This is a genomic window from Myxococcus sp. MxC21-1 (genome assembly GCF_032612255.1).
GTDB lineage: Bacteria > Myxococcota > Myxococcia > Myxococcales > Myxococcaceae > Myxococcus > Myxococcus virescens.
The window spans coordinates 1699846-1722853 of sequence record NZ_CP123278.1; the positions used below are offsets into that span (position 1 = coordinate 1699846).

Genomic DNA, 23008 nt, shown 5'->3' on the forward strand with positions numbered 1-23008 from the left:
TCGAGCTGGCCCGCCGCTACCTGGAAAAGGAGGGCGTCTCGCGGATGTACGACGCCCTCTCCAAGGAAGTGGAGCGGGGCCGGTTGTCCGTGCAGGACGCAAGTGGCGCCATCCGCTTCGGATTGCTGGCCGTCATCGAACGCGTCGCGGAGCGCGTGGGCCACACGCACTACGTCGACATGTTGAAGGACGAGGAGATGCTGAATGCGCTCCGCTCCACCCTGGACGACATCTGCCGGCGCAAGGGCGTGGACACCTACGAGTTCCGCCAGCAGTGGGCCCATACCAACCTCCAGGCCGTGCTGCGTGACTGGCACCTGGTGGTGCACGAGGAGCGGGGCCGGCAGCGCTACGAGGTGGCGGCGGACCTGGCCCGGCGCCTGGTGAAGGAGACGCCGGGGACGGTGCTGGCGGAGACGCTGAAGTTGCCCGCGGACGCGTTCGTGTTGCTCGTGTCGCCCGAGGCGGGGCTCGTGGGCCTCGGTCCGGACGGCACGCCCGCGCCCGTCACTGAAATCTACGCGGTGGAGTCGCCCGCGCCCGAGGGCAAGGCGTGGTTCCTGTGGCTCAGCATGCGGGACGCGGGGAACCGCGCGGCCCGGGCGCTCATCAACGTCTACCTGCAGGACGGGAAGACGTTGGATGACGCCATCGCCTTCACCCGGGAGCAGGGCGGCCCTCAGCAGGACGCGGGCTGGGAGGACTGCTGCCGGCTGCTCGCGGGCGTGGCGCGGCACCGGCCGAGGGTGGGCCCGTGCGTGAGGTCTGGTACGACGCCACGGCGCGCGAGCTCCACGAGAAGCTGGCGGCGACGCCGAAGTCGGCGAAGGCGGACCGGGAGAAGCTGCGCGAGCGCCTGCGCGCCGTCAGCCCGGGACGCACCCTGGTGCTGGAGGAGCCCTCGCGCTGAGGGCTCCCGCGGCGTCCGGGGCCTTCGCGCCTACTCCGCGCGAGGGGCCGGACGCTGCATCACCGACACGGGCAGCGGCGCCGGGTGCGCGTCGCGCGCGGTGTGCTCGCGCTGCTTCGGGTCCGGGCGCTCCACCACGCGGGCGACCAGGTCGTAGTCGTGGGCTTCCGTCACCTCCACGGTGACAATCTCCCCCGGGTACGCCAGGCCATCGTTGATGTAGACCATGCCGTCGATGTCCGGCGCCTGGCCCTGGTGGCGGCCCACCAGCAGGTGCTCCGTCTCCGGCGCGGGGCCTTCCACGAGCACTTCCAGGCGCTTGCCCACGAGCTTCTTGTTCTGCTCGCGGTTGATGCGCTTCTGGATGGCCATGACCTCGCGCCAGCGGCGCTCGATGGTTTTCTGCGGCACCTTGTCCGGCAGGTCGTAGGCGGCGGTGCCCTCTTCGTCGGAGTACTGGAAGACGCCCAGGCGCTCGAAGCGCTGCGTCTTCACGAACTCCTTCAGCATCTCGAAGTCCTCGTCCGTCTCACCCGGCAGGCCGACGATGAGCGAGGTGCGCATCACCAGGCCGGGCACGCGCTCCCGCAGCTTGGTCAGCAGGCCCTTGAGGAACTCCGAGTTGCGGCCGCGCTTCATGGACAGCAGCAGCTTGTCGCTGACGTGCTGCACGGGCATGTCCAGGTAGCGGGCAATCTTCGGCTCCGAGGCCATCACCTCGATGAGCTCGTCCGGGAAGATGCGCGGGTAGGCGTAGTGGAGGCGAATCCACTTCACGTCCACCTGCACCAGCGCCTTGAGCAAATCATGCAGCTTCGGCCGGCCCGGCAGGTCATGCCCGTAGGCCGTCAAATCCTGCGCGACGAGGTTCAGCTCCTGCACGCCGCTGTCCGCCAACTGCTTCGCCTCGGCGACGATGTCGTCGATGGGCCGCGAGCGCTGCCCTCCGCGCAGGGTGGGGATGATGCAGAAGGCGCAGGCGTTGTCGCAGCCCTCGGAAATCTTGAGGTACGCCGTGTACTTCGGCATCGAGTTGATGCGCGGCGTGTTGGCGTCGTGGATGTAGTCCGGGTCTGGAATCACCTGACGCGGCGAGGCCTCGGCGGCCAGCAGGTCACCAATCTGGGCGTAGGCGCTGGTGCCCAGGAAGTGGTCGACCTCCGGCATCTCCTTCGACAGCTCCTCGCCGTAGCGCTGGGACAAGCAGCCCGTCACCACCAGCGTCTTGCAGGCGCCGGACTTCTTCAGCTCGGCCATCTCCAGGATGGAGTCCACCGACTCCTGCTTGGCGGGACCGATGAAGGCGCACGTGTTGACGACGATGACCTGGGCGTCGGACGCCTCCTGCACCAGCGTGTAGCCGCGGTGGCGCAGCGTGCCCAGCATCACCTCGGAGTCCACCCGGTTCTTCGGGCAGCCGAGGGTCATCATGTACAGGCTCTTGGGGGTGGTGGTTTCCACTGCGTCTACCGCTTTCCGAGTTCGGTTCGCGAGAAGTGGGTCCCACTCCAGGCGAAGTTGATGGACGTGCCGTTCGAGTAACGGATGGACAGCACGCCCTCTTCTTCCAGTTCCACCGACGACGTGCGCCCCAGCGCGCAGGTAGCGGCCGGCCACTCGAGCACCCGGCGCGCTGTCTTCCCGGTCACCAGGTAGAGGCCCAACCGCAGCTCGTCATCGGCGTCACATTGACCGGCGACGGCATACGGATTCTTCCCGCTCACCACCGTGACGACGCGTCCGCCGTCCTCCAGGGTGAGCGTATCCGGCACGTTCAGGTCCACGGACGAGGGAACGACGGCGTCCGGCGCCACCAGGCCGCGCAGCGAGGCAGGCGTCAGCTCGTCGTCCGCCTGAGCCCAGGCCGGGTAGCTCATGTAGTCCCAGCCCAGCAGCCCGTCCTCCCTGGGCTCGAGCGAGGTGACGTTCTCCGGCAGCTTCAGCTTGAGGCCCTTGCGAGGCTCGTCCGGCAGGCGCAGCGCGTCACCTACCATGGTGCCGCTCTGGCAGTTGGAGATGGACGTGGCCTTGCCGTCCGCGCTGTCCCGGTCCTCGTAGGTGAGGCACAGGTCCATCACCAGCGGGTCCACGGCGGGAAAGCGGGGGAAGGCGCGCACCGGCACCGACGCCATCAGCAGCAGCGTGTTGCCCTGGCGCTGCACGGCGGCCGTCACCAGGTCCTGCGCGAACTGCGGCGTGCCGCTCTCCGCCCCGGACGCGCGCTTGCCATCGAAGGCGAAGCGCCACGTGTAGCCGGTGGCGGTGGGGCCGGTGCCCGGGAAGTAGAGGGACAGGGTGAGCAAGTCGCCAGCCTGGAGCTGGTCGTCGGTGGCTTCCACGCCGACGTACAGCGTGTCCTTGCGCGCGCCCACCTTGGCGGTGAACGAGGCGGTGGCGCCCTCCACGGCGACGGGCTTGAGCACCATCGGCGACGCGAAGGCCTTGAGCCCGCCTTGGATGCGCGGGGGCTTGGCGAGGGAGGGAACCGGCTTGGAAGGACGGTCCGCCGCCTGGGCGGACGCCACGCCCGGGGCGCAGAACAGGAGGCAGAAGGACAGGGCGGCAGCGCGCATGGGCCTCTTCAATCGCGGAAGTTGGTGAACTGCATGTCCAGCTTCAGCCGGTCCTGCTCCTTGCGGAACAGGGCGATGGCCGCCTGGAGGTCGTCCCGGTTCTTGCCCGTGACGCGAAGCTGGTCGGCCTGGATGGAGCCCTGGACCTTCATCTTCGAGTCCTTCAGCAGCTTCACCAGCTCCTTGGACTTCTCCACCGGGATGCCCTGCTGGAGCTTGATGACCTGCTTTACGTTGTGAAGGCCCGTCTTCTCGATGTCGCCGTACTCCAGGGCGAACAGGCTGATGTTCCGCTTGGCCAGCTTCGTCAGGAGGACTTCCTTGGCGGCCTGGACGCGGTCTTCGCTGTTGGCCTTCACGGTGATGGCGGTATGGTCCGGGGCCAGCACCACGTCGGCATGGGTGCCCTGGAAGTCGTACCGCGTGCTGAGCTCCTTCTTGGTCTGGTTGACCGCGTTGTCGAGCTCAGCGAGGTCGATTTTCGAGACGACGTCGAAGGATGGCATGGGCAGCGGCCCTTACCATACCTACACCCGGACGACCAAGGGCACCACCAGGGCACGCTTGGACGTGTACGCCTTGAAGGCCCGGCGTACGACCCGGGTGAGTTCCTCTCTCACCAGGGCGTCATCGCCCCGGAGGGCGGGGGACAGTTCCTCGAAGAGCGCTCGCGCTTCCTGGGCCACCCGGGGGAGCTGTGCCTGTTCGTCCACGGACAGCCCCTGTCCGGACAACTGGGGCCCCGCCACCAGCTTCAGGGAGTCCCGCTGGATGACCACCACCGCGGCCACCAAGCCCGTCTCCGACAGCCGGATGCGCTCCTGGAGCGTGTCGGACGTCACTAGGCCAGGGCCGAACCGGTCCTTGAGGATGCGTCCGGACGGGACGCTGCCGGTGAAGCGCCCCCGGCCCTCCTCGAAGGTGACGACGTCGCCGTCCTGCGCCAGCAGGCACTGGGCGGGCTCCAGCCCGGCCTCGCGCGCGGTGAGCAGGTGCTTGTGCAGGTGGCGTCCCTCGCCGTGGACGGGGATGAAGTGGGCCGGGCGCACCAGGTCCAGCACGCGCCGCTGCTGGGGCTGGCTGGCGTGGCCAGAGACGTGGATGCCCGGCTCCACCTGGGCGTAGGCGACCTTGGCCCCGCGCCACTGGAGCGCGTCGATGAGGGCCCCCACGGAGCGCTCGTTGCCGGGGATGGCCCGCGAGCTGAGCACCACCAGGTCGCCGGGATTCAGCCGCACGGGGCCGTCCCCCGACGCGAGCTGGGACAGCCCGGCCCGGGGCTCGCCCTGGGCGCCGGTGGTCAGCACCAGCACCCGCTGCGCGGGCAGCGCCGGCACCGTGTCCACGTGGACGAAGAGCGAGTCGGGCACGTCCAGGTAGCCCATCTCCCGCGCCATCTCCACGTTGCGCAGCATGCTGCGGCCCTGCAGGGCCACCTTGCGCCCCAGCCGCTCCGCCAGCGCTAGCAGGTGCCGCACCCGGTGGAGGTTGGAGGAGAAGAGGGCGACGATGATGCGGCCGGTGGCGCCCTGGAAGAGGCGCTCGAAGGTCTGCTCCACCACGCGCTCGCTGCCCGTCTCCTCCGTCACCTCGGAGTTGGTGGAGTCGGAGAGGAGGCACAGCACGCCTTCCTCGCCGGCCTCGCCCCAGCGCTCCAGGTCCGTGCGCAGCCCGTCGATGGGGTCCGGGTCCAGCTTGAAGTCGCCGGTGTGGATGAGGGTGCCTTCGGGCGTGCGCAGGATGTAGCCCACCGCGTCTGGCACGGTGTGCGTGACGCGGCTGGCCTCCACGCGGAAGGCCGTACCCACGGGGAAGGGCTCGCGCGGCTCGATTTCTCGCAGGTCCGCCTCGATGCCCAGCTCCTCCAGCCGGTGGCGCGCCATGGCCAGCGTGAAGCGCGTGCCGTAGACGGGGACGGGCACCTCGTTGAGCAGGTAGGGCAGGGCGCCCAGGTGGTCTTCGTGGCCATGGGTGAGCAGCACGCCCTTGAGCTGCGCGGCGTTCTGCTTCAGGTGGCTGAAGTCCGGAATGATGATGTCCACGCCGGGCATCCCCGCGGAGGGGAACATCAGCCCGGCGTCGATGAGCAGCATCTCCCCACGGCAGGCGATGACCATGGAGTTGAGGCCGATTTCGCCCAGGCCGCCCAGGGGAATGACGTGAAGCATTGGGTGAAGTCTAGCGGTGGAAAGTGACGGAAGCCCCCGAGAATGGGCGTGAGCCGCGTCCGCCTGTCTGGCGGCCCTCGGGGTGACTTCATCGGATGCGGATGGAGCGCTCCCGGGCTTTATCGCGTTCCCGCTTGAGGATGTGTGTAGAGGGGCGTGATTTGGGTGGATGTGGGCCCTGGCGGCGGCTCAGCGCCTCCGTCGCCGGAGATCCTGGAGCCAGTTGCGGACGGAGCTGGCCTCCAGGGCGTAGGTGGGCTCCTCGGCTGCGTAGAAGTGCAGGGCCTGGTTGGCCAGCCCCCGGGCGCGGGGCCCGTCCTGCTTCACCAGCGTTTGGGCCAGGGCGAAGCGGGTGCTCGCGAGATCCTCGGCCGGGCCCGGATGGGCGGTGCGAAGCGCCAAGGCGCGCTCCAGCATGGCGCGGGCCTCGTGGCTCTTGCCCAGGGCGTGCAGGGCCAGGCCCAGCGTGGTGAGCGGAGCGGCCGTGTCCAGGTGGTCCTTCTGGAAGGCCTCGTAGGCCGCGATGCTCCGGCGGGCGTAGTCCATTGCATCGCGCGGCTTTCCTCGCGCAGGGCCAGTGCGCCGAGCAGAGCCAGGTCGGTGGCGGTCTCCGGATGCTCGGAGCCGTAGGCCTTCAGGTCCACCGCGAGCGCGCGCTCGCGCAGGGGGCGGGCCTCTGCGTTGCGGCCGAGCGCTTCCAGGGCCTCCGCCAGGTTGTTGAGCGGATAGCTCAGCGTGGCGCTGTCGTGTCCCAGCGACTGCTCCTCCAGGTGGATGGCGCGCTGGAGGTAGGGGAGGGCTTCCTCGAAGCGGCGGACGATGACCAGGTGGTAGCCCATGGCGTTGGCCGCCATGGCCGTCTGAGGGTGGTCCGGACCGAGCACGCGCTCCGTCGTCTCCAGCACGCGGTGCAGCAGGCCCATGGCGCGCTCCGTCTCGGGCGTGCGGGACAGGGCCGCGGCCTGGTTGCGGAGCGACTCCAACGTGAGCAGGTGCTCGGGGCCCAGCTCCTGCTCGCGCAGCGTCGCGGAGCGGCCAAAGGCCTCCACTGCCTGGGCGTACTGGCCTCGGAGGAAGGCGTTGCGGCCCAGGCTCGTCTGGAGCAAGGCTTCCAATTCGGAGGCACCGCCCGCGCGTTGGATGGACGCGCGCGCCTGCTCCACCGTCCAGGACTCCAGGGTGGGGTCGGAGGAGACGGCGGTCACCAACCGCGCCGACGCGCGCGCCGCCAGGTGGTCATGGCGGTGCGCCTGCGCGGTGAAGAGGGATTCCCGCAGGGCCGCGGCGGCGCGAGCGTCATCCCCCGCGACGAGCCCGAGCCGGCCCTCCAGCTCCAGCGCCTCCGCCAGCACCGGCCCGTAGCCGAGCTGCCGCGCCTCGGACAGCACCGCCTTCGCTTCTTCCTGCGCCTGGGGGTAGCGGCCGGCGTCCACCAGGGCCGTGGCCCGGTCCACCCGGGCGCGCAGGGCCTCCACCTGCTGTCGCTGCCCCTCGGGCTCCGACAGGCCTCGCCATAGCGCGTCCACGTCCGCGCAGGCGGCGATGGGAGGCAGCCGCTGGGCCGCGTCCGGTGCGGCGTTCAGCGCCTCCGCATCCGTCTGCGCGAGCACGCCCGTCAAGGCCACCAGGGCCGAGTGGCGCCGGTCCAGGCACGCCATGCGCAGCGCGAGCACGTGGTCCGACTGGTGGCCCTGAACCCGGGTGGCCTCGCAAGCCTCGCGGTGCATGCGCGTCCAATCGTGCGCGAAGCCATCCAGGGTCGTCGCCACGCGTTCGAAGGCGGCGGAGGCGTGGACCTTGCCCGTGGCGGCGAAAGCCTTCTGGATTTCCGCCCGGCGTGCCGTGTCCCAGACGCCGGTGAGCCGGGCCTCGGCATCCGGACACGGGCCGTCCCGCTGCGAGCCCACCAGGAGCCGGTGACGGCGACCACGCTGTTGAGCAGCATGGACGCGGCGGCCACCGCGCCACGGCGGCGCCAGGCCGCCAGCGGGTCCGCGCCCAGCGCATCCAACAGCACGCCCATGGACGGGAAGCGCGCTTCGGGAGCCGGGGACAGGCCCCGCGTCACGGCGCGCAGCACCCACGTGGGGACGCGGCTGCCCCGAGGCGGGGGCGCACGCGGCCGGCGCGGGCTTCCTCCAAGTAGTCCTCCGGGCGCTTGCCGTTGAAGGGAAGCTGTCCATGGAGGGCTTCGTAGAGGGACGCGCAGAAGCTGAACTGGTCCCCGCGCGCGTCGATGCGCCCATCTTCGTGCTGCTCGGGCGGCATGTACGCGGGCGTGCCCATGACGAGCCCGGCCTCGGTGAGCGCCGTCTGGAGCAGGTCTTCCGGGGCGAGGCGCGGCAGCGCGGGCGTGGTGCCCCGGCCCGCCTCGGCGGCGTCGAGGTCCGCGGTGGTGCGGGCCAGCCCGAAGTCCGTCACCTGCGCCCGGCCCTCCTTGCTGACCAGCACGTTGGCGGGCTTGAAGTCCCGGTGGACCAGACCCGCGGCATGTGCGGCGGCGAGCCTCGGCCCGCCTGGCGGAAGATGTCGAGCACCTCTCGCCGGTGCGGTGCTCGGCGCGGAGCCAGTGGCGCAGGGACAGGCCGTCCACCCGCTCCATGGCGATGAAGACGCGCCCCGCGAACGTGCCCGCGTCGTAGACGGAGACCACGTTCGGGTGAGACAGCCGCGCCATCGCCTGGGCTTCGCGAAGCAGCCGGGACGAGCCGTCCGAGCGCGCCGCCGGGTTGGCGTCCGGGTGCAGCAGCTTGATGGCCACGCGCCGGTGCAGCTCCGGGTCATAGGCGCTGTAGACCGCGCCCATGCCGCCCGCGCCCAGGGTGTCCAGGATGTGGTAGCGGCCCACGCGAATCTGGGCCGAATCCCGGGGCTCGGTGTCCTCGACATCCTTGCGCGCGGGAGGGCGGCCCGACTTTCCGCCTCCGGGGCTCGCCAGGAGCGGCCGGCCGGCGAGGGCGTCAGGGGCATGGACAGGGTGACTCGAGAGCCGCGTCCCTCCGCCGCGTCCGGGGGAGAGCAGCCGGCCGCCGCCATGCGGGAGCACATGGGCCCCCGCGAAGCGCTTGGGCTCGCGCTGGGAGCAGGCGCGGCGTGTGCGTTGGGCAGGATGCGCGCGCTCAGGTCCTGAGGCGGTGCGGGCGGCGGAATCGAGCGGATAGCCGGTGGGGGCGGGGCGGGTGGCGCGGCGAGCCCCGCGGGGGCTGGAATCGACACCGGCGCGGCGGGACGGTGGGGGGCGACCGGCTCCGAGGGGCGGGCCTCAGCGGTCGGCACCGCCGCCATGGGGGAGCTGTCCAGGTGGGGGCGTGCCCGGTCTGGCGGAGGGCGAAGCGGGCGGGCCGTTCGGAAGGTTTGGAGCCCGATGGCGACGGTGATGGCGCACGGGCCGTGGGCCGGTTCTCCACCCGGATGGGCTCGGTGGGAAGCGTGTCGTCATCACCGCGACCCGCCGTCAGGGTGGATGTGTCCGTCGAGATTTTCTGAGCGACGGCGGTGCGCTGCGCCGCCGCGCCAGGCGGCGTCACCCGCGCCAGCAACTGGGCGCACTTGCGGCAGCCTTCCGCATGTCTGCGCAATGGATTGGATTCCGAAGCATGAAGCTGTCCAGCGGCGAGCGCCCGCGCGGTGATTTCGTCAAAGCAGGACACGGAGGCAACGTTCTCCCACGCTCCGTGTTCCCGAGAAAGAGGGGCTTTACATTCCAAGCGGTCCTTTCGTGGACTCTCTGCTTCACGCCGGGGGCCGCGCGTGCTGCCATGCGGTACGTCCGGCTGCGTCATCCTGGAGTCCCAACGTGTCCCACACTTCGCCCTCGCTCGAGCTCTCCCAGCCTCCGCTGCTCGCCAAGGAGCTGCTGCGTGCCGCCGTGGCACGCCGGCCCTCACGGCCCGGAGAGGTGCCCCGCCTGGATGTGCGGGTGAAAGGCTTCACCCCGGACGCCAGACAACTGGCCCGCTACCGGGAGGTGTGTGGGTTTCCCGAGGATGGCTACCTGCCGCTGCCTTTCCCTCAGGTGCTCGCGACGTCGCTGCACCTCACGCTGCTCAACCACCCGGCGTTCCCCTACCGGTTGCTGGGCATGGTGCACGTGCGCAATCACATCCAGCAGCATCACCGCCTGCACGCCGGGGCCCGGCTCTCCGTCCATGCCTGGGTCGAAGGCCAGCGTGAGGCACGGCAGGGGCGCGAGCTGGATTTGCACACCGTGGTGGAGTCGGACGGCGCGCAGGTGTGGAGCGCCGTCACCACCATGCTCCGCCGCCTGCCTGGAATGGGGGAGCGGCCACGTGAGGCGGGGCGTCCTCCCTCCACCGACGAGGCGCAAGTCTTCGCCAACAGTCGTCCGGCCAGTTGGTCCGTCCCGGAGAACGCGGGCCGCCGTTACGCCCGGGCCTCGGGCGACTACAACCCCATCCATCTGTATGGCTTCACGGCGCGCCCCTTCGGCTTTCCCCGCGCCATCGTCCATGGAATGTGGACCGTGGGCCGCTGCGTGGCGGAGATGGGCGAGGCCGCGGAGGCTCCCGCGCTCACGTTGTCCTCGGAGTTCCGCCGTCCGCTCCTGCTGCCTTCTCGGGTCATCTTCCAGACCGCCCCGCAGCCAGAGGGCGCCGTTGCCTACCGGGTGATGGCGGAAGACGGCCAGTTCCACTTGCTGGGCCGCCTGTCACCGGGCGCGTCGCCAGCGCGGTGACGATGCGCCCGGCGCGGGACTGAGGGCGTCACTGCGGCACGAGCAACACGTCATCCAGGTACAGCGCCGGCTGGTCCGTGCCGGAGTCGTCCTGGAAGTAGAGGTCCCGCAGCGTGCCCGTGGTGGCCCCGATGCTGGAGAGGGGAATCGTCACCTGTTGCCAGACTCCGGGAGCGATGGGCGCCCCCAGCGCGGTGTCCAGGCGGGTGGTGCCAAGCATCTGCGTGCCATCGTGGAGCACCAGCCGCACCGCCTGTCCTCCCGCGGTACCGCCGTGGACCCAGAAGCGGATGGATTGATACTGCGCCAGGTCCAGGCCAGGGTGATGGAAGAGCAGGCCATTCCACGTGTCCGGCTCGAAGCGGATGGCGGCCGAGCCCGCATGGACCACTCCCGTCTCGTCGAGTGAGTGGTCCGCCCAGCTCCAGTTGGCGAAGCCGTTCTGCAGCGCGTCGGTGTAGACGAACATGCCCGTGGTCAGGTCGGGTTCGGTGCGCCCCTCCATCAGGGCCAGTCCTTCGGCCAGCGTCACGGTGCGCACGCCGCGCGTCTGCACGTAGTCGAGGATGTCCGCGAAGTGGGACGTCTCGTACTGGGTGTCACGGGTCGGCGTGCCGTTGACGAACTCGTGGAAGACGAGGATGAGCCAGCTCTTCTCCGCGATGGCCTGGTCCACCCAGCCCTGGACGGTGCTGACTGGAACGGTGCGGGCCACGTCATTGGCGCGGAGCTCGTAGACGACGGTGTCGCGGAAGTTGCGGCCCGCGCTCACCGTGCGGCTGCTGGCGTAATGCTGGCGGATGACGTCGAGCACCAGGCCGTTCTGCAGGCCATACGGCACCACGAAATTGGGGACGGCGGGCAGGCTCAGCGCGCTCTCCAGCCAGGCACGAGAGTCCTGGAGCTCGGCCGCGAGCTGCGTCGGGGACAGCGACGTCAGGTCCGGGTGGGTCAGCGTGTGGCTGGCGATGTCATTGCCCTCGGAGACGAGTGTCTGGGCTTGCGCCAGCGACATGTAGCCGCCCCAGCCTTCGTGGATGGCCAGGGTGACGAGACCGTAGGTGGCGGGGATGCTCCGCGCGTTGAGCTCGGGGCGGGCCAGCGAGAACTGCGTGGCCCAGCCGTCGTCCAGGGTGATGGTGACCATCCCCTCGGTGAAGGGCGCCGCGGCGAACGCGGCCGGCGCCAGCGACAGGAGGAGCAGCGAGACGAACCTTCGAAACACCCCGTGTGGTCTGGACATGGATTTCCCCCACCGCGGCGAGTCAGACTCGTGCGGCATGATGAATCCGATACCAGACGGAACGGACGCCAGGCAACCGGCCGGGCCCCCTGGGCAAGCGGCGTGGACCTGGCAGGTGCATCACGCCGACTCCAGGGGGAGGGAAGGGATTCGAATAGGGGTGCCCCGTGTTCGTCTGAGCCACTGTAGGCCCTTGGAAAAGGAACTCGCTGCATGAAGAAAGTCGCCGCGCTCGCATGTCTGTTGGCCTTGTTGGGAGCGATTCCCTCTCAGGCCGCCGAGCTGAAGGACGTATTCGGCCGTGAGGTCCCCGTCGGCAAGGGGCGGCCCACCCTGGTGCTGTACGCCAACCGGGGCTCTCGGGATGAGTTGCGCCAGCACGCCTACTCGTTCATCTACGACCTGCGCGAGGAGCGGCCCATTGTCCTGATTCACGTGGACCTGCGGGACGTCCCTGGCCTCTTCAAGGGCATGGCGCGGGGCGAAATCAAGAAGAGCCACCGCGAGTCCATCGAGCACATGCGGAACATCTTCCGTCAGCACGGCGAGGCGCCGCCTCCCGAGCTGGAGTCGTCGCTCTTCATGGTGGCGGACGCCAAGGGCGAGCCGCACCAGGCCATGGGGCTGAAGAAGGGGTTTGGCCAGGTCGTCGCCAAGGTCCTGAGCCCGTCGGGGCGGGAGCTGGCACGGGGCCCCTTCCCAGAGAGTGCCCGCAAGCTCGGCCAGACGATGGCCTCGGCCTCGGAGGGCCTTTCGACGCTCCGAGTCGTGGACATGTCCCGCTGACGCCTCGCGCCCCGCTCAGTTGCCGGGCGCTGGGGGCTCGGTGGGGGGCCGTGTAATCCACGCGGCGATGAAGACGTCCAGCTCGCCGCGCAGGACGTCCTTCACGCGCGGGGTGCCGGCGCCAGTGCGCGGGTCCTCCACCCGGGCGCCCCGTCCCAGGTAGTAACGCCGTGCCTCGTCTGTGTTGCTGCCCTGGCCGTAGACGACACGCGCGGCGATGTCCTTCAGTTCGTCGATCTCCGTGGCGCCAGTGAGCGTGAGCACGCGTCCGGAGGACTCGTCCTTCACCGTCACCTCGGTGCGGACGCGCTGGAGGTAGGCGCCCTCGTGGCTCTTCATGGGCCGGCCCTGGACCTCCAGGTAGGCCAGCTCCTCCTCGGAGATCGAGCCGCCGCGGTGGACGCGCACGTAGGCGCGCTGGCGCTTCTCGTCCTCCAGCCGCCGGTGCATGCCCGCCTCGCCCGCGAGGAAGCCATAGGCTCCCGGGCCGGCGATTCGCACGACGACGCGCGAGGGCTCCTCCGCCTCGGCGACCGCGACCGCCTCGTAGCCGCGCCGCTGGGCCCAGCCGAGGTACATGGTGGCCAGTTCCTGCACCCAGGTCGCCTGGGCCTCCGCTGAGTCACTGGCGCAGATGTCCACCAGTGCCTCGGTGTCCTGGGTGGTGGCCCCGGAGGCGTGCAGGGCCTCCGCCATCTGGACCTCGCGCGCCACGTCCTCCACCTGCCGCGCCGCGGAGCCGAGCTGCACCTCGTTCTTCGCCTCCCGCACCAGCCGCCGCGCGAACAGGCCCGCGGCCTCCAGCCGCTCCAGTTCGTTGAGTTGCGCCTCTACGGTGCGGAAGGCGCGGATGACCTCGGCGGCACGCGTGGGGTCATCCCAGAGGTTGGGCGCCTGCGTCTCCGCCAGCAGCTCCGCGCGGCGCTGCTCCAACTGCGGCCGGCCGGCGGAGTCCGCCAGGGCGCGCGCCTTGCCCACCAGGCGGTCCATCTCGAACAGGAGTGACTTGCGGTCCAGCCGCCGCTTCACCGGCGCCGCGCGAGCGGATGGCAGCAGCAGCTGCGCGGTGGGGGAGGGCGGCGGCGCGGCGGGCTCCGCCACGGCGGTGACGCGGCCGCCCAGGCGGGTCTCGACGCGGACGGGCGTGCCCGGAGGCAGCGGCCTGCGCGCAATCTCCACGGCCAGCGCCGCGGTGAGCGTCTTCTCGATTTCACGCTGCAGGTAGCGCGCGCCGAACTGGGGCGAGTAACCCCGCTCCACGAGCAGGTCCACCACCGCGGGCGTTACCTCCACGTCCAGGGCGCGCGCGCGGATGCCCTCGCGCTCCAGCACGCGGCCGACCTCGCGCTGCGCAATCTTCCGGATGTCCACCTTGGACAGGGGCCGGAAGTGGCAGATGGCGTCGAAGCGGTTGAGGAACTCCGGACGGAACGCCTCTCCGATGCGCCGGTCCACCTCGGGGACCATCTCCTCCGCGCGGCGCGCGCCCGTGAAGCCCATGCCGGACTCGCGATACACCTCCGCGCCCACGTTGGACGTGGCGACGATGAGCGTGTTGTTGCACGACACCGTCTCGCCGGCCCCGTTGACGAAGGTGCCCTCGTCGAAGAGCTGGAGGAAGCGGTCGTGGACGCTGCGCGCCGCCTTCTCGAACTCGTCGAGCAGCAGCACGGTGAACACCTTGCCGTCCAGCAGCGCGCTCAGCTCTCCCCGCCGTGTCTCAAGTGCCGGGGCCCAGGTGGCGCCGAAGGGGACGCTCTCGTCACCGTCGTTGGGGTAGTCCGCCATGTTGAGGCGCACCAGCCTGTCCGCCGAGCCGAACAGGTACTCCGCCAGCAGCTTGGCCAGCTGCGTCTTTCCCACGCCTGTGGGACCCGCGAAGAGGAACACGCCCAGGGGGCGGCGCGGATCGTTGAGGCCGGCCTTGAGCAGCGCCACCGAGCGCAATACGGCGCCCACCGCGTCCGTCTGTCCCAGCAGCCGCTCGCCGAAGAAGCGCTCTGTCTCATCGAGGTCCAACGGCATCGCGTCGTCGACGACGAAGCGAGGCAGCCGCGTGGCCGCGCAGAAGCGGGTGAGTACGTCCTCGGGACCCACATGGTCCTTGGCCGCGCTCGCCGCCTCCGCGGCTGTCTCCTTCAGCAGCTCGATGGCCTTGCGCGGCATGCGCTGCGCGAGCAGGAACTTGGACGTCAGGCGCAGTGCCAGGTCGCACGCCGCCGGGTCGATGGGCAGCCGCAGCTCGCGCTCCAGCTCCTCCGCCACGCGGCCCAACACCCAGCGGGCCTTCTCCGTCGGAGGCTCGTGTAGGGGCAGCAGGTGGAGCCGCTCGGCCAGCGCCTCGTCGGAGCGGAGCAGCTCCTGCACGCGCTTGGGCTCTGTCTCGAAGATGAAGCGCAGGCCTCCGGTGCGCAGTCCGCGCACGGCGACGGGCGCCAGCGGGCCACCGAGGGCCGCGGGCAGGTCCCGGATGTAGACGATGGGGCAGGGGTGCCGCGCGAGGTAGGCCAGCAGCTCCTCGAAGCTCTCCGCCGCCTGACGCTGGGTGCTGCGCGCCAGGATGTTGGCGACGGACACCTCCACCACCCGTGCGTTCGCCAGCTCGGCGTCCACGCGGCCTTCGGCGATGCGCCGGGCCACCTCCTGCACCAGGGCGCTCTTTCCCACGCCGGGCTCACCAGCCAGCAGGGGATGCTTGCCGCCCCGCGTGAGCAGGCCCAGCACCTCCGTCACGGCGGCGTCCACACCGTGTGCGGCCGGTAGCTTTCCTCCCGCGCCAGCGCGGTGAGGTCGCGGTCGATGAGCCGCTCCTGGTCCTCGCTTTTCCTCGTCGCCATGTCTCGTCTGCCGCCCCCTCGCCGGGAGCGCACTCTAACCCCCTTGAACCGTGGGGGTGAGCGCGCAATCCCGGTCAAATGCGTGCCCCGAAGGGGACGCGGCCGTGACGGCCCCGCTCAAGGGGCTGGCGGCGGGGCCATTCCTGGCTGGGCCGGGGGGATGGCCCGGAGATATTCGTAGACGGCCTTCAGGTCCTGGTCGCGCATCTTCGCGTAGATGGGCCAGGGCATCACCGGGATGATGGCGCCGTGTTCACGGCCTGTCCGCATCAGCGCCAGGAACGCCTCGAAGGTCATGCCGCCTGGGAGGCCCTGCGCATCCGGGGTGATGTTGGAGGAGACGAGGCCTGGACCGAACGGCTTTCCTCCCGCGAGGAAGTTCGTGGTGTTGATCTGCTCGGGTTCGCCCTGATGCGGGTCGCCTCCGGGGAGATAGCCCGGCTGGGTGTGACAGTCGCTACAGCCGGCCTGGGCATTGAGGATGTAGCTCCCCAATCCCACCAGGTTCCGGTCCAGGCCTTCCAGCTTCAACGGCACGGGCGAGATTCGAAGCCCGATGTCGATGCGCTCCTGGTCCTCGGCGCCCACGGGAATCTGGGCCTGCTCTCCTCCGGGAGGCTCCTTCTTGGCGGAGTCATCCGACCCGCAGCCAACGCCGACACCTCCCGCGACGCCCAGGAGGACCCAGCCCGCCGTCGCCCACCGTCCCATCCGCGCATGCATCATGTGTCCGTCCCCTCGTTTGGCCGGTGGCCCCGGTGGCGGGAGCGTAGGGACGCCCGGGGGCACGGCCATGCTGCGTGCCGGTGTCGCATCACGTCACGCTGCGGACAGTCCCGTGTGGCCCGAGGACCGGTGGGGCATGCATAGCGGAAGCCGGAGGACTCGAACCTCGGGCCGAAGAGCGGCTCGCACCCGTTAGCAGCGGGGCCTGGCGCCATCGCCAGTTCAGCTTCCCGAAAAACCGCCAGCAGCGACATCCCGCCTGCTGGCGCGCGGGGTGGCTGTCGGGGTGGGAGCCGCCTCTGGCGGACTCCCGGACCTCCGAGTGCATCCACCGCCGGGGCGGAACACTCAGGAGGCGGAAGCCACCTCGGGTGGCTCCCCTTTCCCCCACGGCCTTACTCCTGCAATTCCACGTGCCAGTAGGCGACGTCCCTGAGGAACTTCGCCCAGGACATGGGCATGCCCTTCTCGAACAGGAACGTCAGGTGCATCGCCTCGGGCACCTTCTTCGGCTTCATGGGCGCCGTGCGCAGGGCCATGCGGGCCTGCTCCGGCGTCCGGTTGCCCTTCTTCTGATTGCAGGGCACGCACGCGATGACGATGTTCTCCCAGCTCGTCTTGCCACCCTGTGCGCGCGGCAGGACGTGGTCATACGTGGCCTCCGGGCGCGTCACCTTGATGCCGCAGTACTGGCAGCGGCAGTGGTCCCGCAGGTAGACGTTCTCCCGGCTGAACTTCACGCCCTTGGGCCGCCGGCGCAGGCCTCGGATGAAGCGGATGACGGAGGGCATGCGAATCTCCACCGTCACCGAGCGCACGACGCGGTCCTCGTACTCCTCGACCACTTCGACCTTGCCCTGGAAGATGAGCATCACCGCGCGTTGCCAGGGAACACGTGCGACAGGTTCGAAAGACTGACTCAGGACCAGCGTCTCCATGACACGATGCCTCGTGGGTTGTGCCGGAAGCGGGAGTCGAACCCGCACCCTCCAGGCTCTCGACCTGGTGCCTCTGCCAATTGGGCTACTCCGGCGTTGGTGAAGTGGATTCGCCGGGATTCGAACCCGGATCCCTCGGGTGCAAGCCGAGTGCTCTCCCCTTGAGCTACGTACCCATGTGCTGCGAAAGCAGGCCGCCAGGGAATCGAACCCTGCATGCGCGGATTTGGAGTCCAAGCTGCTCCCAAAGCGCGGCCTATGACGAACGGCTCCCCATGGAGCGCGCAAACGCTCTGAGGGGGTGAAAGGTGGAACCGGAGGCAGGCTTTGCACCTGCACCTGCGGAGTCAGAGTCCGCCATCCTTGCTGGTTAGACGACTCCGGTATGTGCTGCTGCTTCAGATACCTCCGGAGGGATTCGAACCCTCGCCGTCCGCTTAAGAGGCAGATGCTCTACCAATGAGCTACGGAGGTGTGTTGTGTGCCGCCCCAGGAAAGAGCAGACGGCATGCATTCATCACGACGATTCATTTGTCAGATAGCCTGTCTGTCGGGGTACTCGGACTCGAACCGAGATTTCTCGCGTATCAGACGAGTGCCCTACCCTTGAGCGATACCCCGTGAGGTGTGTGTGACTGGGCGTGGCGGGCCACGCTCGTGCTGCATGGGGACGCTGGGAGTTGAACCCAGCGGGCCCTGTCGGGCTCGGGCTCTACAGGCCCGCGCGTCTCCCCTAACGCTCTACGTCCCCGGAGGAGCGGGGCCCTGAAAGCCGAGAGGCCGGGTCCCCTGGATGGGAGCCCGGCCTCTGCGTGGCTTGGCGCGCCGGTGACGGAGCGCGAGCTTCAGCAGGGTACGGGCGGATGGCCGCCAATCCGGTCAAATCCCACGATGCACTTCGAATCGAAGCTCACAAGGGAGCTGGAGGCGGCGTCGAGCTGGGACCAGAGGTTGTTGCGATAGCTGCGCTTCATCGGGTTCGTCTGCATCGTCAACGTCGTCATGGTCGCCGCTCCTTTCGAGGAGACCTTACGTCCGGTGATTTTCGTTCCTGACAAGGCTCGATGGCACGGAGTGTCGCATGGTGCTTGCGATAGAGCCCGGTGCGCCTTCATGCTGCCGATGCAGAACCCCATTGTCGGTTCTCAACCAGAAAGGTCGCCCTCCATGCGTGGTGCATTTGGCAAATCCTCGTGGGCCGGCGGTGTCGTCTTGTTGGCGGGTGCGCTCGCCTCATGCACGGAGCAGGCGCCACCGACATCAATGAGCCTTCGAGAACTGAACATTGTGGACGCGCAAGGACAGACGCGTGTCCGCATTGGGGCCCCCCTCCCGGGGCCACGTGCCGCGCCTGGTTATGGACTTCAGTTCCTGGGCCCGTCGGGCCAGGAGATGGGAGGGATTGGAATGCTGGACGAGCGAGGCTTCCACGGACTGTGCTTCGACAGCGCGGAGGGCTATGAGGCCGTGTGTGTCTCAACCATCCACGGGAGACCCTCGATTCAACTTCGCTCGAACGATGGGAACTCCCCCCAGGAGCGCATCACCCTCGGTGTCAACGAGAGCGGCGTCGCGACCGTGGAGATCCGCGACGCGGCTGGCAAGACGCACGTCCGATTGGAGGTCGGAAAGGACGGTCATACGCGCATCGAGGGTGTCAGCCCGCCCCTGACAAGCCAGGAGCCCTAGACTTCGCGCTGGCGACCCTCGTGCCGGTCAATTCCCGAGTCGTGTGGAGTCGGTGAAGAGGGGCGAGCAGGACAGAGGGAAGCTTCTCGGTGAAGCCGTCCGAGAAGGTCCTCTCCAGCAGCCCCGCCGAATCCAATCCCGACGTGCGCTCCTTCGCCGACTCCGCCGCGCCATCGGGCGGGCGGACGTGGACGCTCGGAAAGACGTTCGCGGGGGAATCAGCGCTGAACGAGCGATTCCTCACTCGCGAGGCCCCACCGTCAGTGCCGCCTCGAGGCGTTTCTCCACCAGGGCCTGCGACTCTCGTGCGCGTGCCGTGTTATGCGGCTCCGCTCAAGACCTTCCGACACGGAGCGAGTCATGCGAAGCCTCATTCTCTGGACCCTGCTGTTGTTCTCTACGACGGCCCTGGCAGCCGAGACACGACTGGTCGTGAGGGCTCTCGCTCGGGACGGCAAGTTCATCGGGACGTCAATGGGAGGCGTGCGGGTGGTGCTCCGGGATGCACAGTCCGGCCAAGTGCTGGTCAGCGGCGTCACTGCCGGCTCGACAGGCAACACGCAGACGCTGATGAAGCAGCCACAAGTGCGGGGGGCGCCGCTCGCGGATGAGTCATCCGCGAAGTTCACGGCCACCCTGGACCTCACCGAGCCGCGGCTGGTGACCGTGGAGGTGTCCGGGCCCCTCGCGCAGCGGCAGGCACTCGCCACCAGCACGACCCAACTCTGGATGCTGCCCGGCAAGCACCTCGAGGGCGATGGCCTCATCCTGGAGCTGCCCGGCTTCGTGATGAATGTGGTGACCCCGTCAGCTCACGAGTTCTTCAAGCTCCCGGCCGACAAGAAACTCACCCTTCCTCTTCGCGCCAACCTCACGCTCATGTGTGGCTGCCCTACCGAGCCCAAGGGGCTCTGGGACTCCAACCGGTATGAACTGCAGGCCACGGTGAAGCACAACGGGAAGCCGCTCGCCCAACTCCCCCTGAAGTACGCCGGGAAGACCAGCACCTTCGAGGCAGCGCTGTCCGTCCAGCAGCAGGGTATCTACGAAGTCACCGTGACTGCATACGACCCCATCACCGGCAACACCGGAGTGGACCACACCACGTTCATCGTCGAGTCGTGACAGAGGCGCTTTCGAGTAGCCCGAGCGTCAGCAGGACTGGCTGGAGGGTGTCGTGCGTCGTGCTCGGCGACAATGCCCGCGCGCTCGTCGAGGGCCGCACCGGCTTCCTGCTCGAGCTGAAGGAGTAGGGCGCTCAGCCGAGAGGTGAGAGCACGCCTGGCCTCGCCACGCGTGGGGGCAGGCGTCCGCGCTTTCCGGGTCCGCGGCGGGCCGTTGGAGTCGCCAAGGCAGCCCTCTCCGCTTTCTTCACTGCCAGCAAATGCCAGACCCCGGGTATTGCCGCAAGCCCCCCCGGTCGTGCTCCACCATGGCCCGTTTCAATCCAGGAGCGGGAGGGCCGAGAAATGCACGCGGACGTGGTGACACAGCACGCAGTGATGATTGCTGGAGGGGGCCCGACCGGGCTGATGCTGGCGGCGGAGCTGGCGTTGGCTCAGGTGGACGTTGCCATCGTCGAGCGGCGCGCCAGTCAGGAGGTCGCCGGCTCTCGAGCGCGCGGTCTGCACGCGCGCAGCCTGGAGGTGCTCGATCAGCGTGGGGTCGTCGAGCGCTTCACCTCGCAAGGGCAAGCGGTCCAGAATGTCGCGTTCGGGCAGGCGCATTTGGACCTCAGCGACTTCCCGACGCGTCACAACCATGGGCTCGCGCTCTTGCAGGAGCGCTTCGAGCGCATCCTGGCGGAGTGGGTGGGTGAACTGGCGGTGCCCATCTACCGTGGGTGCGAGGTGACGGGCTTCACGCAGGACGACACCGGTGTCGACGTCGAGCTGTCCGACGGACGTGCGTTGCGGGCGAAGTACCTCGTCGGGTGCGACGGGGGGCGCAGCCTCGTCCGCAAGGCGGCAGGCATCGAGTTCCCGGGGTGGGACGCGTCGATCAGCTACCTCATCGCCGAGGTCGAAATGACCGGAGCGCCGGCGTTCGGCATTCGCCGGGACGAGAAGGGCACCTACGCCATGGGCAAGCTGGAGGACGGACGTGTGGGCGTCGTGTTGAGAGAGGAGCGGGTCGGCACGGGCGACGCGCCGACCCTCGAGGGGCTGCGCGAGGGGCTCGTCGCGCTCTACGGGACGGACTACGGCCTGCGCAGCGCCACGCACCTCTCGAGGTTCACCGACATGACGCGGCAGGCGGCGTCCTACCGGGACCGGCGGGTGCTCCTGGCCGGCGACGCGGCCCACGTGCATTCGCCGATGGGCGGACAGGGGCTCAACCTCGGTGTGCAGGATGCCGTGAACCTGGGATGGAAGCTGGCCCAGGTCGTGCGCGGCGTCTCGCCGGAGAACCTGCTCGACACGTACCAGGCCGAGCGGCACCCCGTCGCGGCCCGTGCACTGCGGAAGACCATGGCGCAGACCGCGCTGAGTCGCGGTGACGCGCGAATGGACGCTGTGCGCGAGACGCTGGCTGAGCTGCTGCAGATGGACGGGCCACGCAAGCAGTACGCGGCGATGATGTCGGGGTTGGATGTCCACTACGACCTGGGCAACGGACACCCGCTGCTCGGGCGCCGCATGCCGGACCTCGACCTGGTCACCGCCGACGGCCCGCGGCGCGTGTTCCACCTGTTGCACGACGCGCGGCCGGTGCTGCTCAACCTGGGCGAGCCCGGCACTCTCGACATCACGCCTTGGGGGGACCGGGTTCGGAGGGTCGCTGCTCGCTACACGGGGGAGTGGGAGCTCCCGGCGCTCGGCGTGGTCACGGCGCCGGTTGCGGTGCTGATTCGACCGGACGGACACGTGGCGTGGGTCGGGGAGGGCTCGGACGAGGGGCTGCGTGAGGCCCTGACCCGATGGTTCGGGCCGCCGCGTGCGACGTAACGCGTGTTGCTTGCCTCCTGGACTCGCGTTGACGTACGCATGACGCAGCGACCGAGTGTTGGGGAGGCACAGCCCCTGTCTTTCTTTGACCGACGGTGGATTCGAACGCGCGCCTCCGCGGCGACGAGCCGGGAGGCGCGCTTGGGTCCAACCGTCGTTCAGCCGCCTTCAGTACGGATAGAGTTCCGCCGCCGCCTGCGCGTCGCAGGACGATGTGGTGGCCGCGCACACGGTGGGGTCCGTGTACATGATTGAGTTGCAGTTCCCGTGGTGGGCAAAGCCGATGCTGTGCCCGACTTCATGGATGGCGACAGTCTTCGCGTGGTGCGCGCCCCGGTGGTACGTGTTGTTCAATTGGATGGTGCTCCGGGTCATGCAGGAGCCCGACCAGGAGTTCGTCGCGTACCCGTACCAGCCCGTGGCGCCGTACCAGGCCTCGTACACCATGACGTCGGAGGCGCCGCTGGAGCGCCAGTAGAGATAGAGGCTGTTGCTGATGTTCGTGTACATCCACGCGTTCATGGCATCGCCGACGGGCCAACGCGTGCTCGTGTAGTCCGTGAACGTGACGTTCGTCGGCTTGCGGCACCACTTGTAGCCGAAGCGTGCGAGCCCGCACCAACTCTGGGCGGTCACCGTGCCGGAGTCCGCCTTGAGCAGGGTCTCCGGTTGCGTGTCAGGGCCCATGTACTGAGCGCTGCTCACACGGGCCTCGACACGTGCGAGCAGCGCGTCGACTGTCCCGCCCTGGGTGCGGCCGTCCTGCACCAGGACCCGTCCCAGCGGTCCGCCGGTCACGGAGTAGAGTTCGGTCCTGGCGCTCGCCGCCACGGGCTTGTCGCCTCCCTGCGGCGTGAGGAAGAACACCGCCCGCTCGCCCATTTTCGGCAGCGGGTTGTCCGCCGGCGCGAGCATGCACCCGTCAGAGAGCAGGCCGCCGGGGAACACGACGTCCACGGTGCTGCCCTGGGCGACCACGCCGCCCGAGGCGCTCTTGAGTCCCACCGATGCGCGCGCGATGTCGTCGATCCGCACGGTCGCGATGGTCACCGGCAGGTCGCTGTAGGTGCCGCTCTCCTCGCCGGTGGACTGCCCCTCCACCTTGGATTGCGCATAGGCGCGCATGACGTCGAAACGCGTGGACTCCACCTGGCCGTTGATGATCAACGCAGAGTGGTCGGTCAGGTCCTCAATCGAGCCCTCTTCACGGACCCAGTCCATCACGAGCGAATGCTCCGTTCCTTCAACGTGCGTGTGGGAGGGCGGGGGCGTGCCGGGCACCCACGCCGTCACCTGAACGTCCTGCTGAACGGGCGGGGCCGGCTCCTCGACCCCGTCGTTGGTGCACCCCAGCGCACCCAGGAGCGCCAGGGGCACGAGCCAGGAGCGTTTGGGATGAATCGTCATCGCGGTCTTCTTGGGACTGGCTTCGCGCATGCTCTCTCCTCCGGGTTGGAACACGCCTGAAGGACGGAGACGCGTGCCGCTCGTCTC

General features: G+C 69.2%; 17 protein-coding genes, 6 tRNA genes and 4 pseudogenes. 6 read left to right on the top strand and 21 right to left on the bottom strand.

Annotated features, from left to right (window positions below; translation table 11 throughout):
* Positions 1 to 940 precede the first annotated feature (940 nt).
* From rimO to QEG98_RS08105, 9 genes and pseudogenes are all read right to left on the bottom strand, one after another.
* On the bottom strand, positions 941 to 2371 hold the full coding sequence (gene rimO, locus QEG98_RS08065) for a 30S ribosomal protein S12 methylthiotransferase RimO (RefSeq protein WP_090484415.1): 1431 nt from the start codon (positions 2369 to 2371) through the stop codon (positions 941 to 943).
* A 5-nt stretch (positions 2372 to 2376) separates the two neighbouring features.
* Positions 2377 to 3483 carry a hypothetical protein gene (locus QEG98_RS08070; RefSeq protein ID WP_316566293.1) on the bottom strand — a complete coding sequence of 369 codons (1107 nt, stop codon included), beginning with the start codon at positions 3481 to 3483 and terminating at the stop codon, positions 2377 to 2379.
* 8 nt (positions 3484 to 3491) lie between these two features.
* Positions 3492 to 3989: a YajQ family cyclic di-GMP-binding protein gene (locus tag QEG98_RS08075; protein ID WP_316566294.1), complete on the bottom strand. Its 498-nt coding sequence runs from the start codon at positions 3987 to 3989 to the stop codon at positions 3492 to 3494.
* A 21-nt stretch (positions 3990 to 4010) separates the two neighbouring features.
* Positions 4011 to 5651 carry a ribonuclease J gene (locus tag QEG98_RS08080; RefSeq protein ID WP_316566295.1) on the bottom strand — a complete coding sequence of 547 codons (1641 nt, stop codon included), beginning with the start codon at positions 5649 to 5651 and terminating at the stop codon, positions 4011 to 4013.
* Between the two features lie 189 nt (positions 5652 to 5840).
* Positions 5841 to 5978 (bottom strand): hypothetical protein, encoded by a 138-nt coding sequence (locus QEG98_RS08085; RefSeq protein WP_316568085.1) that lies wholly within the window; start codon positions 5976 to 5978, stop codon positions 5841 to 5843.
* Between the two features lie 12 nt (positions 5979 to 5990).
* Positions 5991 to 6197, bottom strand: a pseudogene (locus tag QEG98_RS41745) (tetratricopeptide repeat protein); the annotation flags it as partial.
* Positions 6198 to 6277: 80 nt separating this feature from the next.
* Positions 6278 to 7834, bottom strand: a pseudogene (locus QEG98_RS08095) (tetratricopeptide repeat protein); the annotation flags it as partial.
* Entirely contained in the window at positions 7716 to 8102 is a 387-nt protein-coding gene (locus QEG98_RS08100; RefSeq protein ID WP_316566296.1) for a hypothetical protein, read from the bottom strand. The pseudogene QEG98_RS08095 and the gene QEG98_RS08100, both read right to left, overlap by 119 nt.
* A 148-nt stretch (positions 8103 to 8250) precedes the next feature.
* A pseudogene (locus QEG98_RS08105) lies at positions 8251 to 8457 on the bottom strand (protein kinase); the annotation flags it as partial.
* Positions 8458 to 9447: 990 nt separating this feature from the next.
* Between QEG98_RS08105 and QEG98_RS08110 the strand changes: the two are divergent.
* Positions 9448 to 10347, top strand: a complete 900-nt coding sequence (locus QEG98_RS08110; protein ID WP_316566297.1) for a MaoC/PaaZ C-terminal domain-containing protein — start codon at positions 9448 to 9450, stop codon at positions 10345 to 10347.
* A gap of 28 nt (positions 10348 to 10375) precedes the next feature.
* Here the strand turns inward: QEG98_RS08110 and QEG98_RS08115 are convergent, their stop codons facing one another.
* Entirely contained in the window at positions 10376 to 11590 is a 1215-nt protein-coding gene (locus tag QEG98_RS08115; protein ID WP_316566298.1) for a polysaccharide deacetylase family protein, read from the bottom strand.
* Between the two features lie 213 nt (positions 11591 to 11803).
* On the opposite strand from QEG98_RS08115, the gene QEG98_RS08120 reads away from it, so the two are divergent.
* Positions 11804 to 12376, top strand: a complete 573-nt coding sequence (locus QEG98_RS08120) for a hypothetical protein (RefSeq protein ID WP_090484401.1) — start codon at positions 11804 to 11806, stop codon at positions 12374 to 12376.
* A 15-nt stretch (positions 12377 to 12391) separates the two neighbouring features.
* Here QEG98_RS08120 and QEG98_RS08125 read toward each other — a convergent pair.
* The 10 genes and pseudogenes from QEG98_RS08125 to QEG98_RS08170 all read right to left on the bottom strand — a co-directional run bounded on the left by QEG98_RS08125 (position 12392) and on the right by QEG98_RS08170 (position 17881).
* Positions 12392 to 15213: pseudogene (locus QEG98_RS08125) on the bottom strand (AAA family ATPase).
* A gap of 117 nt (positions 15214 to 15330) precedes the next feature.
* On the bottom strand, positions 15331 to 15939 hold the full coding sequence (locus tag QEG98_RS08130; RefSeq protein ID WP_316566299.1) for a cytochrome C: 609 nt from the start codon (positions 15937 to 15939) through the stop codon (positions 15331 to 15333).
* Between the two features lie 395 nt (positions 15940 to 16334).
* Positions 16335 to 16877, bottom strand: a complete 543-nt coding sequence (locus QEG98_RS08135) for an HNH endonuclease (RefSeq protein ID WP_090484395.1) — start codon at positions 16875 to 16877, stop codon at positions 16335 to 16337.
* A 21-nt stretch (positions 16878 to 16898) separates the two neighbouring features.
* Positions 16899 to 16972, bottom strand: a tRNA-Leu gene (locus tag QEG98_RS08140).
* A gap of 10 nt (positions 16973 to 16982) precedes the next feature.
* A tRNA-Ala gene (locus QEG98_RS08145) sits at positions 16983 to 17053 on the bottom strand.
* A gap of 133 nt (positions 17054 to 17186) precedes the next feature.
* Positions 17187 to 17262, bottom strand: a tRNA-Gln gene (locus tag QEG98_RS08150).
* Between the two features lie 18 nt (positions 17263 to 17280).
* A tRNA-Lys gene (locus tag QEG98_RS08155) sits at positions 17281 to 17351 on the bottom strand.
* 76 nt (positions 17352 to 17427) lie between these two features.
* Positions 17428 to 17498, bottom strand: a tRNA-Ile gene (locus tag QEG98_RS08160).
* A 44-nt stretch (positions 17499 to 17542) separates the two neighbouring features.
* Positions 17543 to 17628: transfer RNA gene (locus QEG98_RS08165), tRNA-Tyr, on the bottom strand.
* A gap of 94 nt (positions 17629 to 17722) precedes the next feature.
* Positions 17723 to 17881: a hypothetical protein gene (locus QEG98_RS08170; RefSeq protein ID WP_194858444.1), complete on the bottom strand. Its 159-nt coding sequence runs from the start codon at positions 17879 to 17881 to the stop codon at positions 17723 to 17725.
* 403 nt (positions 17882 to 18284) lie between these two features.
* Between QEG98_RS08170 and QEG98_RS08175 the strand changes: the two genes are divergently transcribed.
* From QEG98_RS08175 to QEG98_RS08190, 4 genes are all read left to right on the top strand, one after another.
* On the top strand, positions 18285 to 18566 hold the full coding sequence (locus tag QEG98_RS08175; RefSeq protein WP_316566300.1) for a hypothetical protein: 282 nt from the start codon (positions 18285 to 18287) through the stop codon (positions 18564 to 18566).
* Positions 18567 to 18926: 360 nt separating this feature from the next.
* Positions 18927 to 19691 (top strand): hypothetical protein, encoded by a 765-nt coding sequence (locus tag QEG98_RS08180; protein WP_316566301.1) that lies wholly within the window; start codon positions 18927 to 18929, stop codon positions 19689 to 19691.
* Positions 19688 to 19819 (top strand): hypothetical protein, encoded by a 132-nt coding sequence (locus tag QEG98_RS08185; RefSeq protein ID WP_316566302.1) that lies wholly within the window; start codon positions 19688 to 19690, stop codon positions 19817 to 19819. The genes QEG98_RS08180 and QEG98_RS08185 overlap by 4 nt, the downstream gene beginning before the upstream one ends.
* Before the next feature lie 216 nt (positions 19820 to 20035).
* Positions 20036 to 21514, top strand: coding sequence for an FAD-dependent monooxygenase (locus QEG98_RS08190; RefSeq protein ID WP_316566303.1), 1479 nt, complete (start codon positions 20036 to 20038; stop codon positions 21512 to 21514).
* Positions 21515 to 21682: 168 nt separating this feature from the next.
* Here the strand turns inward: QEG98_RS08190 and QEG98_RS08195 are convergent, their stop codons facing one another.
* Positions 21683 to 22951 (bottom strand): matrixin family metalloprotease, encoded by a 1269-nt coding sequence (locus QEG98_RS08195; protein ID WP_316566304.1) that lies wholly within the window; start codon positions 22949 to 22951, stop codon positions 21683 to 21685.
* Positions 22952 to 23008: the final 57 nt, after the last annotated feature.